Genomic DNA, 14,251 nt, shown 5'->3' with positions numbered 1-14,251 from the left:
GCGTCTTAGAGAAGGTCCCGCGGCGACTAAACAAAAAAGGCGAGACTAACCAACGTCCCCTCCGGGCTTCCCCCGGCGCTGCCAGATAAGCTAGGCCCTTTACCTTAGTAGGTAACGTTGAACGTGGGGAGAACGTAGATGCACAGCCGGATACCCTTAGTCGCCACCGCCTTGGTCGCACTGTTCGTCGTCGGATGTGGAAGCGACGCGACCGGCCCCAGTACGTCGACCGCACCGGTTCCGGGCGAGCCGCCCCCGTACCCCGATCCGGAGCCACCGGCTCCCAACCCGAGCGATTGCGAAGAGTTCGACAGCACCTACGGCGCCATCCAGGAGCTCGTGTTCGAGCGGAAGGGCTGCACGGCGGAGGCGTGTCACGGGAACAGCGGCGCGGGCGGGCTCGACCTCCGGGCCGACGTAGCGATCGAGAACCTGATCGACGCCCCGTCGGTCGGCAGCCGCCTCGCGCGAATCGTGCCGAAGCAACCGCTGAAGAGCTACCTCTTCCTCAAGTTGGCGGCCGCGACCGACCCGCAGCAACTCGCCGGGCAAGAGATCGTCGGCAGCCCCATGCCTCTCTCAGGGAACGGCCTCACAGAGGATCAACTCGAGGCCATGCGCATCTGGATCGAGGCCGGTGCACCGGCCACTGGCGCGGTGACCGGAAATGCCGGGCGTGGCTCCGGGTACGTCGGCGACCTTCTCGGCGCCTGCCTTCCCGAAGCCGACCCCGTCGAGGTCGCCCCGCTCCCCATTCCAGCGGCGGATGAAGGCGTTCAACTCGTGATGCCGCCCCATCCCATCGCGGCCGGCGGCGAGGTCGAGATCTGCTTCGCTTCCTACTTCGATTTCTCCGACCAGATTCCGACGCGGTACCTCGATGAGACCGGCGACTTCTACTACGCGCAGCGCGAAGAAAAGCGTGAGGATCCGAACACCCACCACATCATCGTGATGAAGCCCTCGGTCGACCTCGACCTGATCCACGATCTCTCCTACGGCGGCTGGGTCTGCGCCGACGGGGGACGCGCCGAGGAGGTCTGCGACCCGCTCCAACCGAGCGATTGCCCCGACTCGCTCTGCCGCACGCATATCTTCGACTCGGTCACGTGCGGCGGATTCGGGCCCGCCGAGGGACGCCCCAACGGCGGCATCAACTTCGACGAGACGTATCTGATCCCAGAGATCAAAACCAAGGGCTTCTTCACAAAGCTCCCGGTCCGCGGCCTCGTGTACTGGAACTCGCACGCCTTCAACCTCACGACGAAGGACACGCTGCATCGAGTGTGGCGCAACTTCTATTTCACCGACGACCTGCAGTTCCAGATGACCCACTTCAATCACTTCTTCGCGATCAGCGCGGGTGCGGGTACGGAACCCTTCACAAAGAAGACCGTCTGTTCGACCCGCACGTTCGAACCAGACGAACAGATCCTCTACCTCGCGTCGCACACCCACAAACGAGGCGAGTTCTTCTGGATCGAGAATCCGGACGGCGACGTGATCTACGAGAGCCCCTTTTACGACGACCCGCTCTTCAAGAGCTACGATCCGCCGCTCCAGTACACCGCGGACGACCCCGCAGGACGCACGGTCACCTACTGCGCCACATACAACAACGGCGTGAACGACGACGGCTCGCCCAACGTCGACACCGTGACGCGCCTTTCCCGCAAACCGGCACGAAGCAGCTGCACCCCGGTCGCCTGCGCCGAGGGCCGCATCGGCGCACCCTGCGCCGGCACGACGGACCACGTCACCTGCGACACCGAACCCGGCGACGGCGACGGCCTCTGCGACGCCTGCCAGATCACTGGCGGCCTCACCACCGACGACGAAATGTTCGTCATGCTAGGCGGCACCGCCTCCACCGTGGAGTGAGAGAGGGAGGGGACGTTGGTTAGTCTCGCCCTTTTTGTTTAGTCGTCGCGAGGTTTCCTGGTGGCGACGCGCCGGCCGGCCGACGACTAAACAAAAAGGGCGAGACTAACCAACGTCCCCGTCCCACTGCGCGTTCTGTGAGAGCGTAGGTGGCGTAGGCGATCGAGATGGTGATGGCGGGGGGGCCCAGGAGGGCGGCGCCGTAGCCGGCGACGAGGCCGATTCGGAACTGGGGCCACCACATGAGGGCGCCGGCGATCGGGGCGATGACGGCGCCGATCGTGAGGAGGGGCTCGCGCGCCACGATGGCGCCGAGCAGGGTTGCGGTGCCGAGTAGGGACGCGACGATCCACGCCTGCATTCCAAAGCGCGCGAGTCCGCCGCGGTTCAGGCGAGTCTTCAGGTTCACAGCCGCCCACATCAGATGCCGACGGACGAGGGGCACCCGGAGATCCCCGAGCGCCGCGAGGAAGATCTCATCGGCGCGAACGCGGGAGACCGGGGGGACGAGTCTCGCCCCATTCTCGATCAGGTGGTCGTGCAACAACGCCGCGAGCGAGTGGCGACCATAGGCCGGAACAAACCAACGCAGGAACCACGGCACCGAGGCGAGATCGGTCACCGGCAGGTCGGCCGGCAGAACCGTGAGGTCGAGATCGGCGCCCTCATCCCGGTAGCGAAAGCCCTCGCGCAGAACGAATCCACTGTCCGCCCGCTGCTCGATCACGACCCGCGCGGATGCGGTACCGTCGGTGCTCGTGAACCGTCCGGCCATGCGTGCCTCAATCGTCCCGGGCGACCGGTTCGCGCATCGTCACGAACTCCTCGGCCGCGGTCGGGTGGATCCCGATCGTCGCGTCGAACTGCGCCTTCGTCGCGCGACACGTGACGGCGATCCCGATGCCCTGAATGATCTCGCCCGCATCCGGTCCGACCATGTGCACGCCAACCACCCGGTCCGACGCGCGATCGACGAGGAGCTTCATCATCGTCTGCTCGTCTCGACCGGTCAGGGTGTGCTTCAGCGCCCGAAACTTCGAGCGGTACACGTCGATCTCGCCGTAGGTCTCGCGTGCCTGCGCCTCGGTCAGACCAACGCTGCCGATATTCGGCTGACTGAACACCGCCGACGCCACGTCGTCATGAGTCGGGGACGTGGGACGGCCGTCGAACAACGTCGCGGCGAGGCACATGCCCTCGTGGATCGCGACGGGCGTGAGGTTGATGCGATCGGTGACGTCGCCGATCGCGTGAATGCTCGGCACCGAAGAGGCACCGTACTCGTCGACGACGATCGCTCCGCCCTTGCCCAACTTCACGCCCGCCTCCTCCAACCCCAGATCGTTCGAGAGAGGCACGCGCCCGATCGCACAGAGAACCTGGTCGACCTCCAGGCGGCTCCCATCGTCGAGAGTCACAACGAGCCCGCCTGCGACCTTCTCGATTGAAGAGAGGTTCGTGTCGAATCGCAGATCGATCTCCTTCTTTCGCATCTCCTCGGCGAGTGTGACGCGGCAATCGTCGTCGAACCCACGCAGGAACAGCGGCCCGCGGTACACCTGCGTCACGGCGGAGCCCATCCCATGCAGGATCCCGGCGAACTCAACGGCGATGTATCCCCCACCGACGACCAGGAGCCGCTCCGGCCGGCGCTCGAGATGGAAGATCTCGTTCGAACTGATCGCGAGCTCGGCCCCCTTCCCTTCGGGCATCCGCGGCCACCCGCCCGTGGCAACGAGGATGTGCTCGGCTGTAATCCGTCGTCCACCGATCTCCACGGTGTGGGGATCCACGACGACCGCGCGCCCCTCGATGATCTCGACCCCGTGCTGGTCGAGAATCCGCCGATATATCCCATTCAGCCGTTCGATCTCGCGGTCCTTGTTCGCGATGAGCGTTGCCCAATCGAAGCTCCGCGGCCCGACCGTCCACCCGTAGGAGGCCGCATCCTCGAAGTCCTCGCTGTAGTGCGAGGCGTAGACCATGAGCTTCTTCGGGATGCAGCCCACGTTCACGCAGGTCCCGCCGAGCTGCCGCTCCTCGGCGACGGCCACCCGGGCCCCGTAGGAGGCCGAAACGCGGCTCGCCCGCACGCCGCCTGAGCCGGCCCCGATGGTGAAGAGATCGTAATCGTAACGCGCCATGGGCCTACTATCCCTTTTTTGGAATGTCCCTGCTAATCCTCGAAGCGCATGGATCTGGATGGCGGCACCGCCACGCTCATCGAAGACCTGATCGAGCTACCGACGTTCCGCGCGATTAGGGACTCCCTCATGGGCGCCGGCGCCGGCGCCTTCCGGACGATGGGGTTCGTGTGCCGAGACCAAGCCGAGAAGATCCCCGACCGAATCGCGCTGCGCTTTGAGGACGAAGAGGTGTCGTTCGGCGCCTACAACGCGGGCGTGAACCGCTACACGAACCTGCTGCGTAAGCACGGAGTCGAGCGCGGCGACGTCGTAAACGTGATGATGGAGAATTCTCCCGCCATGCTCATGGCGCAGGGCGCCTGCGCGAAACTCGGAGCCGTTGGCGCACTGATCAACACGCATCTCGAAGGGGAAGCTCTCCAGCACGTCCACCAGGCTTCGGGAGCTCGAGTCGCCGTCCTCGACGAGCGATGCACGGAGTCGGTCGTACCGGTTCTCGATCGGCTCGCGGATTTTACCGTGTACGGCGACGACCGCAGTGGAGCGACGCATGTCGCGCTGCGATCTCTGCCGGAAGGCCTCGCGAGTGCATCGGATGGTGAGCCCGACATCCCGGACGTGACGATCGGCGACGTCTTCCTCTACGTCTACACGTCCGGCACGACAGGCTTCCCGAAACCGGCGATCGTGCGCCACCTCCGCTTCACGGCCGGCGGACATTCCCTTGCGATCATGCTCGGCGAGACCGAGGACGACTGCGCATACGCGCCAACGCCGCTCTACCACGGGTACGCGAACTTCGTCGGTTTCGCCCCGGCCTTCCACAAGGGAGCTTGCTTCGCATCGCGCAGAAGGTTCAGCGCGAGCGAGTTCCTCTCCGACGTTCAGCGCCACCACGCGACGGTCTTCTGCTACGTCGGGGAACTCTGCCGCTACCTTCTGCGCACTCCGCCGAGTGCCGACGACCGCGCACACCGGATTCGAGTCGCCACGGGCTCCGGCCTCCGCCCCGACATCTGGACCGAGTTCCAGGAGCGCTTCGGCATTCCTCGAATCATCGACTCGTATGGACAGAGTGAAGGGAACATCAGCCTCCAGAACCGACGCGGCCGTGTCGGTTCCTGCGGCCGCGCCCAGCCGTTCACCCACCACCTGCTGAGGCTCGGGCGCTACGACCACGACCGCGGCGAGCTCGCGCGAGACGACGCCGGTTTTTTGATCGAGTGTCGCGTCGGAGAGACCGGCGAACTGCTCGGCAAGATCGACGCGACGAGCGTGATGGCATTCGACGGATACGCAAACGCGAGCGACAACGAAAAGAAGCTTCTCCGGAACTGCTTCGAGGACGGCGACGTCTTCCTTCGAACCGGCGACCTGCTCCGCCGAGACTACGAATCGTACTACTATTTCGTCGACCGCATCGGAGACACGTTCCGCTGGAAGGGAGAGAACGTCGCCACACTCGAGGTCGAGCACCTGCTGAACCAAGCGCCGGGCGTTCACGAGTCGGCGGTCTACGGCGTGCAGGTCCCCGGAGCCGACGGCCGGGCCGGGATGGCGCTCGTCGTCGTCCAGGATGGCGCGGCCTTCGATCCGCAGGCGTTCTACGCGTACGCGACGCGGACCCTGCCGGGGTATGCGCGTCCCTTGTTCGTCCGCGTCGCCGAACGGGTCGACGCGACCGGCAACTTCAAGACCCGGAAGACGGGACTGCAAAGCGAGGGCTTCGACCCACAGGCCGTCCGGAACGACCCGCTCTGGTTCCGGGACGATTCGGCGGGAACCTTCGTGCCGCTCCAGGGCCCGCTGTACGCCGAAATCACGGGCGGAATCCGAAAACTCTGAGCTCGACCGTATCTCAGAGGATGAGCGATCCAGCCGCACTTTGCCGACGCAGAACGCTGCATGCGAGCCTGTTCTTCGGACACCTGTTCGACCTCGACTAACCGGCTCCTGCTCGCCTGCGCCCTTGCCGAGAGCGCACTCCTCACCGTTCCGACGGCAGCGTTCGCCCAACCCGGATGGGGGGCGCCTACGTGGTGCTCGCCGAAGAGAAGCTCAAGATCACGGCCGAGAGCACGATTGACGGCAGCATCGCCGCGAACAAGGACGGAGGCGCGGTGAAAGTCAGTCGCGACGTCCAGGTGAACGGTTCGGATTCCATCACGGTCAACGTCGAAGGCTGACGCTCCTAGTTCATCGGCGAGGACGCACGTTTCGACGGGCGGCTCTACGCGCCGACCGATCGGACAGCGCGCGAAGCACGGCGCATTGGTTCCGACCCGCCTTGCGGCGTAGTCTGCCCTCGAGAGAGGCGGAGCCGATGCAGATCGAAGACATCAACCTCACGAAGCTCGCGAGCTTCGGTGGCGACATGCCGGACCACTGGTTCACCTTCCTGCGGGAAGAGGCACCGGTATGGTTCCACCCACCCGTTCCGGACTGCCCGGACCTCGATGGCGAAGGCTTCTGGGTCTTCTCGAAGTACGACGACATCCAGAAGGCCAATCGAGACCATCGCACGTTCTCCGCGGAAAGCGGCCCCGGCCGAACGGGTGGCGGCATCATGCTGAAGGACGTCGACCAGATGCTCGGGTCCGTCATGATCATGACCGATCCGCCCAAGCAGCAGCGGATGCGTCAACTCGTGAACGTCGGCTTCTCGCCGAGGGGCGTCCGTCGCCTCGAAGAATACACGCGCGAACTCACCGTCCGGCTCGTCGACGACGTCCTCGCCCGCGACGAGTCCCAGTGCGAGTTTGTGAGCGAGATCGCCGCCGAAGTTCCGCTGCAAGTGATCGCCGAAATTCTGGGTGTTCCCGAGGCCGACCGTCGCCAGGTTTTCACCTGGACGAACAAGGCTCTCGACGACACCGACGGCGACGACCGCATGAGGGCGCTCGTCGACATGTACGCGTACGCAAATGCGCTCGGAAACGAGAAGAAGGCGAACCCCACCGACGACGTCTTCTCGCGCGTCGTGGCCGCCGAGATCCCGGGCGAAGACGGAACACCGGAGCGCCTGAACGACTTCGAGATCGCGTCATTCTTCCAACTCATCGCCACCGGCGGCAGCGAAACGACTAGGAACTCGATCACCGGCGGTCTTCTCGCGTTCATGGACAACCCCGACCAACTCGAGTTGCTGCTGCGCGACCGCACCCTCATGCCCAAGGCCATCGAGGAGATCCTCCGGTACACGAGCCCCGTGAACTACTTCCGCCGCACCGCGACGCACGACGTAGAGGTGCGCGGACAACGAATCGAGGCGGGACAGAAAGTGTCGCTGTGGTATTGCTCGGGCAACCGCGACGAAGAGGTGTTCGCCGACCCGTTCCGCTTCGACATCACGCGGTGGCCGAACGACCATTTCGCCTTCGGAGGTGGGGGCGCCCACTACTGTCTCGGCGCCAACCTCGCCAAAATGGAGATGGACGTCATCTTCAGTGAGATCCTGAACCGAATGACCGATTTCGAGCGGGCCGGTGAAATTGCGCGCTTCAATGCCTCCTGGTATCTGAACGTCTTCGGCGGCTACGAGAAGCTCCCCATCCGGTTCCGCGCCCTGGGCTGATCGCAGCCCGGAGCCCCCCGTTCGGGCGAACTTCGCCTGAACGACAGGCGCCCCGCTTCGTATTTCCTGCGGCACACAAAATGTCTTCACCAACGAGGCCCACCCTCGAAAGGACCATCGATGCGCAAGTTCACGACGCTCCTCAGTCTCACCTTGCTGCTCGCCGGCAGCGTCGAGGCCATCGCGGCCGATCAGCCGATTGAGGGCACCAAGATCGTTCTCAGCCGGACGAGCTCGGGCAAGGAAAAGCTGGTGTTCGTCTCGACCGATCCGGCTATCGTGACGCCGGCCTCGCTCGACGCGGATGATCCCACGATCTCGGGCGTCACGATCGACCTCTTCTCGAACCTCGACGGGGCCTCGACCGTGATTACGATTCCCGGCGCGGCCACCGCCGCTCCAGCGATCTGGAAAGACACCGGGCCCGACTACAAGTTCGTGAACGGCGGAGCACCCAACGTCGTGTCCGGAGCCAAGGTCCTGCTCCTTCGGGACGGCAAGAAGATCATGCTCGTCGCCCGCGAGGTCCCGCTACCGCTCTCCGGCCGGAACGGCTTCGTGACGATCCGAATCACCATGGGCGACACGCGCTACTGCGCCCGGTTCAACGCGACGGACGTAAAAAAGGACTACGCCGGAAAGTTCATCGCCAAGAAGGCCTCCGCCAACGACATCGAGGATTGCACGGACTTCGGGTTGGGGATCATCGACGGCCCGGCGCTTCCGACCAGCACCGAGCCGTGCCCGACCATCACCGACGGCACCATCAACTTCCTCGGAAATGCCGTACGCATCCGCGTCTCGCCCGACGCCGCTCTCCGAAACGGACCGCTCGTGTTCGCCTGGCACAGTCTAGGCAGCAACCCGAACGGCGCCATATCCCACCTTCTCGGCCCCGACAACATGCTGCAGCAGATCCTCGACATGGGAGGGATGGTCGCAGCTCCGTTTGGCCACGGAGGGCTGACGGAGTTCGGCCACGCCGACTTCCCCGTGACCGACGAGATCGTCGCGTGCGCGATGCAGCAGGTCGGCATCGACCCGTTCCAGATCCACTCCATAGGCTTCAGCGCGGGCGGGCTTCAGACGACGCTCATGGGATTCGAGCGGTCGGGATACATCGCGAGCATCGTCGGCTGGTCCGGTGGTTTCCCCGGGAACGATCAGGACCCGACCAACCTCGTCCCGTCGCTTCTCTCCCACGGTGGTCCGGGCGACTTCGTCTTCATCCCCTTCGACGAGTTGATGGAAGACTACTACGACCTGATCGTGAGCGAAGGGCACTTCGCGATCATGTGCCGCCACGGAAACGGACACTCCGTCCCGACAGCGATCCGACAGCGGACGCTGCCCTTCCTCCTCGACCATCCGTTCGGAACGGTTCCATCACCCTACGAAGGCGGGCTACCCGCGTCGTTCCCGGGGTACTGCACGGCGTCGAGCTAGTGTCCTGAGTTCGCCAGGATCCCGTCCTCGAGCCAGCGCAGGAGAAGTGCGCCCGACTCGCGGCCCGACTCCTCTTCCAACCGGCCGAGTTCGAGGAATGCCCTGAGCGCTTCGAGCGTCGTCCCATTCCACCAGGGTCGGGACCGCGCCGAAAAGCTCGACGGCGGACCGGTGGAGATCCCAGACCGGCGGGATCACGGGCCCGTCGTAGGTGTCCAGAAGATGCGTGCCTCGGTCGGTGTGCCCCGCCAGGTGGATTTGCCCGATCCGGCCGGCAGGAAGGTCCATCAGATACTGGAACGGATCGAACCGATGATTGCGGGCACTCACGTAGACGTTGTTCACATTGAGGAGGATTCCGCAGTCGGCCCGCTCGGCGATTGCTGCGAGGAATTCCCACTCGGGGACCGCGGAATGCTCGAACGTGAGGTAGCTCGAAACGTTCTCCATCAGAATCCCTCGTCCGAGACGCTCCTGCCCGTGCTCGATCCGACCGACGATGAGATCGATCGCCTCCTCGGTGTACGACAGCGGAAGGAGATCGTGGGCCTAGTGCCCACCGATGCTCCCCCAGCAGAGATGATCCGAGACGATCGTCGGCTCGAACCGATCGGTGAGCAAGCGGAGCTCGGTGAGGTAGTCCTCACGAATCGGATCCGTCGACCCGATCGAAAGCGACACGCCTTACAGTCCTGCCGGCGCCATCGTTCGTGCCTCCTCCAGAACCGCCAGGGGTCGACCGCCGCGCAGCATGAAGTTCTCCGAGATGACCTCGAACCAATCGACCGCGAAACGACCATCGAGGACGAGCGGGTAGTCAGAGGCGCGAAGACCGATACCCTGTCCGAGTAAAGTGCCCATTTCGTTTCTGCCTCTGTTCGTCGTGAGGGAGCGGCATGCTACTCGAGGATCTTGCCGCCCTTCTCCTCGCACTCGGCCTTGCTGAGCTCCTCGCAGCCGTGGCCCTTGCACTCGTTCCGCGCCTCGCACCGGTTGTCGGCGCCGGCGCACGCATCGTAGCCCTTGCACTCGTTGACGCCGCTGCGACGAGTCCCCCTTGGTGAACTTGTTCGTTGGTTTTTCGCTCTTTTCGTTCGCCGACGCTTCGTTGCGTCGTTGCGTCGCGTGGTTGTAGATCCGGCGTGATGCCGGATCCTCACTGCTTCGCGGAAGCCTCAGGAGCCTTGGCGAAGAGATGGTGAAGTGCCGGTCGTCTCGAACTCGACCGGCACCTTTGCAGCCACGGGCCCCTTCAGATCGATCGGGTCGAGAACCAGATCGAAGCTACATTCAGCGGGCGAGCCCTTCTTGTTGGTCGCCCACTGCTGAAAATGTTCGGTCTTCGTGGGCTCACTGTCGACCTGGATCGACTCGAGCGGAATACAACACGTTGCCGAGCAGACCAGCTTCGCTTCGTCGACCTCGAGTGTGCAGTCGACAGCAGAACTCACGGCCATGATGCGCTCACCGATCGCAGCGCCGAACACCGCCGACATCGAATTGTTTCCGGCATCGGCATTCGTCGCGAACTCGCGGGCCCAGGCGCCCACCGGGGCCACCGTGAGGGCCGCCACGGCGAGTCCCAGGGCCCATCCCACCCGCCGGGTCGGTCTCTTCTGATTTCTTTCGTGACACACGCCCTGCTCCTTCGCTGCGTGTGTGGCCCGCCTGATGCCGGGTTCTAAAGGCTCTACGGCGGCGCTCAAAGTGAGTTACGACCGATCCGATGCAAAAATGCGGATCCGGCAAATGGGGCGACGAATCGGGCGGGGTCGGGTAACGTACGGGGCTCGGGCACGTATGGACTCGGTAGAAGAGAAAAACGCCTCGGACACAGAGCGTGGCCAGCGGGCAGAGTGGATGGGGAAGGCGCAGGCCGGCGATCGCGATGCCTACCGTACCCTCCTGAACGACATCCACGCCGACCTGATCCGGTTCGTCCGCCGGCGGGTCCACGATCCGCAGGAGGTGGAAGACATCGTCCAGGACGTTCTGTTGATGATCCACCGTGCGCGACACACCTACGACGCAAGTCGGCCCTTCGAGCCGTGGATGTACGCGATCGCGCGCAACACGACGATCGACCATGGCCGCAAACGCTCGACCCGCGGCAAGCGCGAAGTCCTCACCGGAGAGCTCCCAGAGGTCGCCGCCGGTGCGGAGACCAGCGACGCGCCGCTTGCCGCCGCGCTCGAACAGCTCCCGGACGCGCAGCGAGAAGCGTTTTCGATGCTCAAGATCGAGGGACTGTCCGTGGAAGCCGCCGCCGAACGGGCGGGCGTCTCTGCCGGGACGCTGCGCGTGCGCGCACACCGGTCCTACCGATTCGTGAAGGCGTTCATCGGACACGAAGATGAACGCGACGGAGAGGGGTGACGGTGGCCAACACCCCCCACGACGATTCCGGTAGCACCGAGTCCCTGCTCGACGACCTGGTCGCCGACCTCGAACCGGTAGAACGTGTCTGGTCCCCCGGCACGCATCTCGGGTTCTGGCTCGCCGTCGAACTGCTCGTCTTCGGGCTCGTCGCGAGCCTGGCACTCCGGATGGACATCATGGGCCAGCTGGCGAACCCGCTCTTCCTGCTGGAGCTGACCCTTCTGATCACGACCGGCGGCCTCTCCGCGGCGATGGCGCTGCTGGCAGCCATGCCCGGCCGCGAACCGAGCAGCGGCGCCGTGGCGCTCGCGCTCGGGTTCCTCCTGGCGTCGTTCGTGTGCCTCTACCAGGAGATGCCGGGCACCGCGCGAAGCATCGCCAACGCTCCCTGGGGAATGCGGTGCGCGGTCGAAACGCTGGGCGTGGCCATCGTGCCCTGGGCCACGCTACTCTTCTTCGCACGGCGAGGCGCGACCCTCGTGCCGGTCGTGTCCGGAGGCCTCGCAGGGCTCGCCGCGTTTCTGATTGCCGCCGCCACGATGCGCGTCGTGTGTCCGGTCGACAACTTCTGGCACGTGGTGATCTGGCACTACTCGCCCGTGGTGATCGGGATCGGCGCGAGCTGCGCGATCGGCCTGCTGCTCCTGCGCGCCTGGCGCAACGACTGACGGGAGCTACTTCTTCCAGGCCGTAAGCGCGGCGTGGAACGAGGGGATCCCGTCGTAGACGGCGAGCGCGCCCGCAGCGAGGAGATCAGGCTCCTCCGAGACACCGGTCGCCACACCCACCGCAGGCATGCCGGCGGAACGAGACGCCTCGATATCACCGGCGTTGTCGCCGACGCCTAGGCAGTGCGCCGGCGTGACGCCGAGTCGTTCACAACACAGGAGCATGCCCTCGGGCGCGGGCTTGATGTGATCGAGGCCGTCACGTCCGACGATGGCCTCGAAGCTGCCAGCCACGCCGCGGTGCTCGAGAACGTCGCGGATGACCCACTCCGGGTTGGAGCTCACGATGCCGGCACGGAGTCCGATCGCCGGCAGAGCGCGCAACATCTCCGCGGCACCGTCGAACAGCTCCACCTTGCCGATCCCCACGGCTTCGAACTTGGCGAGGATCTCGGACACCTCCGTCTGCGCCCGCAGCAGCGTATCGGCTTCGAGGTGATCACCTCGCGCGACGTGTCCGTACAGGCCGAAGCAACCGCGGGGTGCGCCATCGAGATGATCTTCGGGAACGCCGTGCGCCACGTAGCGTTCGCGCATCAGGGGAAGCGCCTCACGCCACTTCACGAAGTTCCCGAGAGGCGCCAGGGTGCGATCGAAATCGAAGACGAGAGCTTGGAGATCAGGCGAGAACACGATCCTACCTATACCAAGGCGCCGCCGAGCGGGTACTCCGCCTCGGGCCGGTGGACGGCATGCTTCGCGGAAAGCTGAGAGGAGTACAGCCAGAACCGATCCACGCGAATCGGGCCCTCCCGAAAAAGGGCGTTCTGAGCCAGGAAGCTCGCGACGGCTCGGGCGGGTGCGCCCCGAAGCCGCCCCAGGGTGATGTGCGGGGCGAACTTCCTTCCCTCGGGCGCAAGGCCGGCACGGACGAGTGCGCTGTCCACAAGCCCGTGGAGAAGCTGCAGTGGCTCACTGCGCGGGGTCCCCGCCCAGAGTGTCTTCGCTTGCCCCCGAGGAGGAAAGTGGCCTACACCGCGGATCTCGAGGTCGAATGGATCCATCTTCACACGGTCGAGTGCTTCCCGGATCTCTTCGAAGGCAGGCTCCTCCACTTCGCCGATGAACCGAATCGTCAGGTGGAGCTGATCGGGGTTCGCCCACCGGGCGCCCGGCAGGTCGCAGCACAGGAGCTTCAATCGCTCCCGCACCAGGGCGGGCATCTCCAGACTCACGAAGAGTCGGATCACGCGTCCGTGGTAGCCTCGTCTTCCGGCAGAGCTGCACGGAGGAACTCGCGGATCATTCGGTAGGTCATGCCCCACACGGTGTTCCCCTCGTAGAGGAACGCCGGGAAGTCCGCGCGGAAATCGCCCCGGGCGATCGGGGTCGTGCCGTGGAAGCGCTCATCGCGGAAGACTTGGAGCGGAATCCAGATAGCGTCGGCGACTTCGCTCTCGTCGATCGTCGTGGGATGCGGATGATCGAGAGAGAAGAGGAACGGGGTGACGACCATGTCGAGCGCGTGACCTCGTGCATGGGCTTGAACGTCATCGAGTCGCGAGACCAGCTGGCCGTGCCTCGCCAGATCGATTCCGACTTCTTCGAGGGTTTCGCGAATCGCCGTGTCGGCGAGCGTGGCATCGGTCGGATCACTGTGACCACCGGGGAAGGCCATGTGTCCGGACCACGGATCGCTTTCGTGCTCGGCGCGGCGAATGAGCAGCACGGCGAGATCGTCGCCGGACGGCGCAAGGGTCATCGCAACCGCAGCGCGTCGCGAGACCTCGAGATCGACCACGTGCGGATCCCGCTGGCGAAGCCGCTCACCAATCGAATTCAGCAACTCGATCGGCATTCAGGTCTCACCCTCGGGCGACCACTCCGTCGGCAGGCTGTGCTTCTTCGCGTCGTTGCACGGCTTGCAGGCCGGGACGACGTTGCCCTTGGTGGTGCGGCCACCGCGGATGATCGGGACCTTGTGATCCATCGTGAGCTCGTGCGCGCCGACCTGTGCGTCGCAGTAGTGGCAACGTCCGCTCGAACGCTTCTGTTTCCACCAGGCACTGCGCCGCAACTCGCGAGCCTTGGCCCGCTCGGCGCGAATCTGGCTGTCGTCGACGGGGACGAGGAAAGGCGCAGGATCGGACATCGCT

At 65.0% G+C, this 14,251-nt stretch carries 15 protein-coding genes and 1 pseudogene; 8 read left to right on the top strand and 8 right to left on the bottom strand.

What is annotated here, in order from left to right; genetic code table 11:
- Positions 1–171 precede the first annotated feature (171 nt).
- The gene (locus tag P8R42_20870) at positions 172–1,881 is read left to right on the top strand and encodes a hypothetical protein (GenBank protein MDG2307052.1); all 1,710 of its coding nucleotides are present in this window, start codon (positions 172–174) and stop codon (positions 1,879–1,881) included.
- A gap of 19 nt (positions 1,882–1,900) precedes the next feature.
- On the opposite strand, the gene P8R42_20865 is transcribed toward P8R42_20870, so the two are convergent.
- Positions 1,901–2,656: a DUF1353 domain-containing protein gene (locus P8R42_20865; protein MDG2307051.1), complete on the bottom strand. Its 756-nt coding sequence runs from the start codon at positions 2,654–2,656 to the stop codon at positions 1,901–1,903.
- Positions 2,657–2,663: 7 nt separating this feature from the next.
- Positions 2,664–4,025: a glutathione-disulfide reductase gene (gene gor, locus P8R42_20860; protein ID MDG2307050.1), complete on the bottom strand. Its 1,362-nt coding sequence runs from the start codon at positions 4,023–4,025 to the stop codon at positions 2,664–2,666.
- A 48-nt stretch (positions 4,026–4,073) separates the two neighbouring features.
- Here gor and P8R42_20855 point away from each other — a divergent pair, with 48 nt between their 5' ends.
- The 4 genes from P8R42_20855 (at position 4,074) to P8R42_20840 (ending at position 9,048) form a co-directional block, all read left to right on the top strand.
- A complete protein-coding gene (locus P8R42_20855) occupies positions 4,074–5,873 on the top strand; it encodes a long-chain-acyl-CoA synthetase (protein ID MDG2307049.1) in 1,800 nt (599 codons plus the stop codon).
- A 176-nt stretch (positions 5,874–6,049) separates the two neighbouring features.
- Positions 6,050–6,214 (top strand): hypothetical protein, encoded by a 165-nt coding sequence (locus P8R42_20850; protein ID MDG2307048.1) that lies wholly within the window; start codon positions 6,050–6,052, stop codon positions 6,212–6,214.
- A gap of 137 nt (positions 6,215–6,351) precedes the next feature.
- Positions 6,352–7,602, top strand: coding sequence for a cytochrome P450 (locus tag P8R42_20845; GenBank protein MDG2307047.1), 1,251 nt, complete (start codon positions 6,352–6,354; stop codon positions 7,600–7,602).
- 120 nt (positions 7,603–7,722) lie between these two features.
- Positions 7,723–9,048, top strand: coding sequence for a hypothetical protein (locus P8R42_20840; protein MDG2307046.1), 1,326 nt, complete (start codon positions 7,723–7,725; stop codon positions 9,046–9,048).
- Here P8R42_20840 and P8R42_20835 read toward each other — a convergent pair.
- Positions 9,007–9,909 (bottom strand): annotated as a pseudogene (locus P8R42_20835) (DUF692 domain-containing protein). The gene P8R42_20840 and the pseudogene P8R42_20835 sit on opposite strands and share 42 nt — an antisense overlap.
- Before the next feature lie 35 nt (positions 9,910–9,944).
- Here P8R42_20835 and P8R42_20830 point away from each other — a divergent pair.
- On the top strand, positions 9,945–10,112 hold the full coding sequence (locus P8R42_20830) for a hypothetical protein (protein MDG2307045.1): 168 nt from the start codon (positions 9,945–9,947) through the stop codon (positions 10,110–10,112).
- 111 nt (positions 10,113–10,223) lie between these two features.
- Here P8R42_20830 and P8R42_20825 read toward each other — a convergent pair whose 3' ends face one another.
- On the bottom strand, positions 10,224–10,646 hold the full coding sequence (locus tag P8R42_20825; GenBank protein MDG2307044.1) for a hypothetical protein: 423 nt from the start codon (positions 10,644–10,646) through the stop codon (positions 10,224–10,226).
- A gap of 202 nt (positions 10,647–10,848) precedes the next feature.
- Between P8R42_20825 and P8R42_20820 the strand changes: the two genes are divergently transcribed.
- Together P8R42_20820 and P8R42_20815 are read left to right on the top strand one after the other, a co-directional pair.
- Positions 10,849–11,424 carry an RNA polymerase sigma factor gene (locus P8R42_20820; protein MDG2307043.1) on the top strand — a complete coding sequence of 192 codons (576 nt, stop codon included), beginning with the start codon at positions 10,849–10,851 and terminating at the stop codon, positions 11,422–11,424.
- 2 nt (positions 11,425–11,426) lie between these two features.
- Positions 11,427–12,095, top strand: a complete 669-nt coding sequence (locus P8R42_20815) for an NrsF family protein (protein MDG2307042.1) — start codon at positions 11,427–11,429, stop codon at positions 12,093–12,095.
- A 6-nt stretch (positions 12,096–12,101) separates the two neighbouring features.
- On the opposite strand, the gene P8R42_20810 is transcribed toward P8R42_20815, so the two are convergent.
- From P8R42_20810 to P8R42_20795, 4 genes are read right to left on the bottom strand one after another with little or no spacing between them, the layout of a single operon-like run.
- Positions 12,102–12,788, bottom strand: coding sequence for an HAD family hydrolase (locus tag P8R42_20810; protein ID MDG2307041.1), 687 nt, complete (start codon positions 12,786–12,788; stop codon positions 12,102–12,104).
- 8 nt (positions 12,789–12,796) lie between these two features.
- Complete coding sequence (gene thpR / locus P8R42_20805; protein MDG2307040.1) at positions 12,797–13,345, bottom strand: RNA 2',3'-cyclic phosphodiesterase; 549 nt, start codon at positions 13,343–13,345, stop codon at positions 12,797–12,799.
- The gene (locus tag P8R42_20800) at positions 13,342–13,953 is read right to left on the bottom strand and encodes a CoA pyrophosphatase (protein ID MDG2307039.1); all 612 of its coding nucleotides are present in this window, start codon (positions 13,951–13,953) and stop codon (positions 13,342–13,344) included. The genes thpR and P8R42_20800 overlap by 4 nt, the downstream gene beginning before the upstream one ends.
- Positions 13,954–14,247, bottom strand: a complete 294-nt coding sequence (locus tag P8R42_20795; GenBank protein MDG2307038.1) for an HNH endonuclease — start codon at positions 14,245–14,247, stop codon at positions 13,954–13,956.
- Between the last annotated feature and the right edge of the window lie 4 nt (positions 14,248–14,251).

This window comes from Candidatus Binatia bacterium (genome assembly GCA_029243485.1).
GTDB lineage: Bacteria > Desulfobacterota > Binatia > UBA12015 > UBA12015 > VGTG01.
The sequence above is the reverse complement of the archived record's forward strand: the minus strand, read 5'-3'. Positions and strand labels throughout refer to the sequence as shown.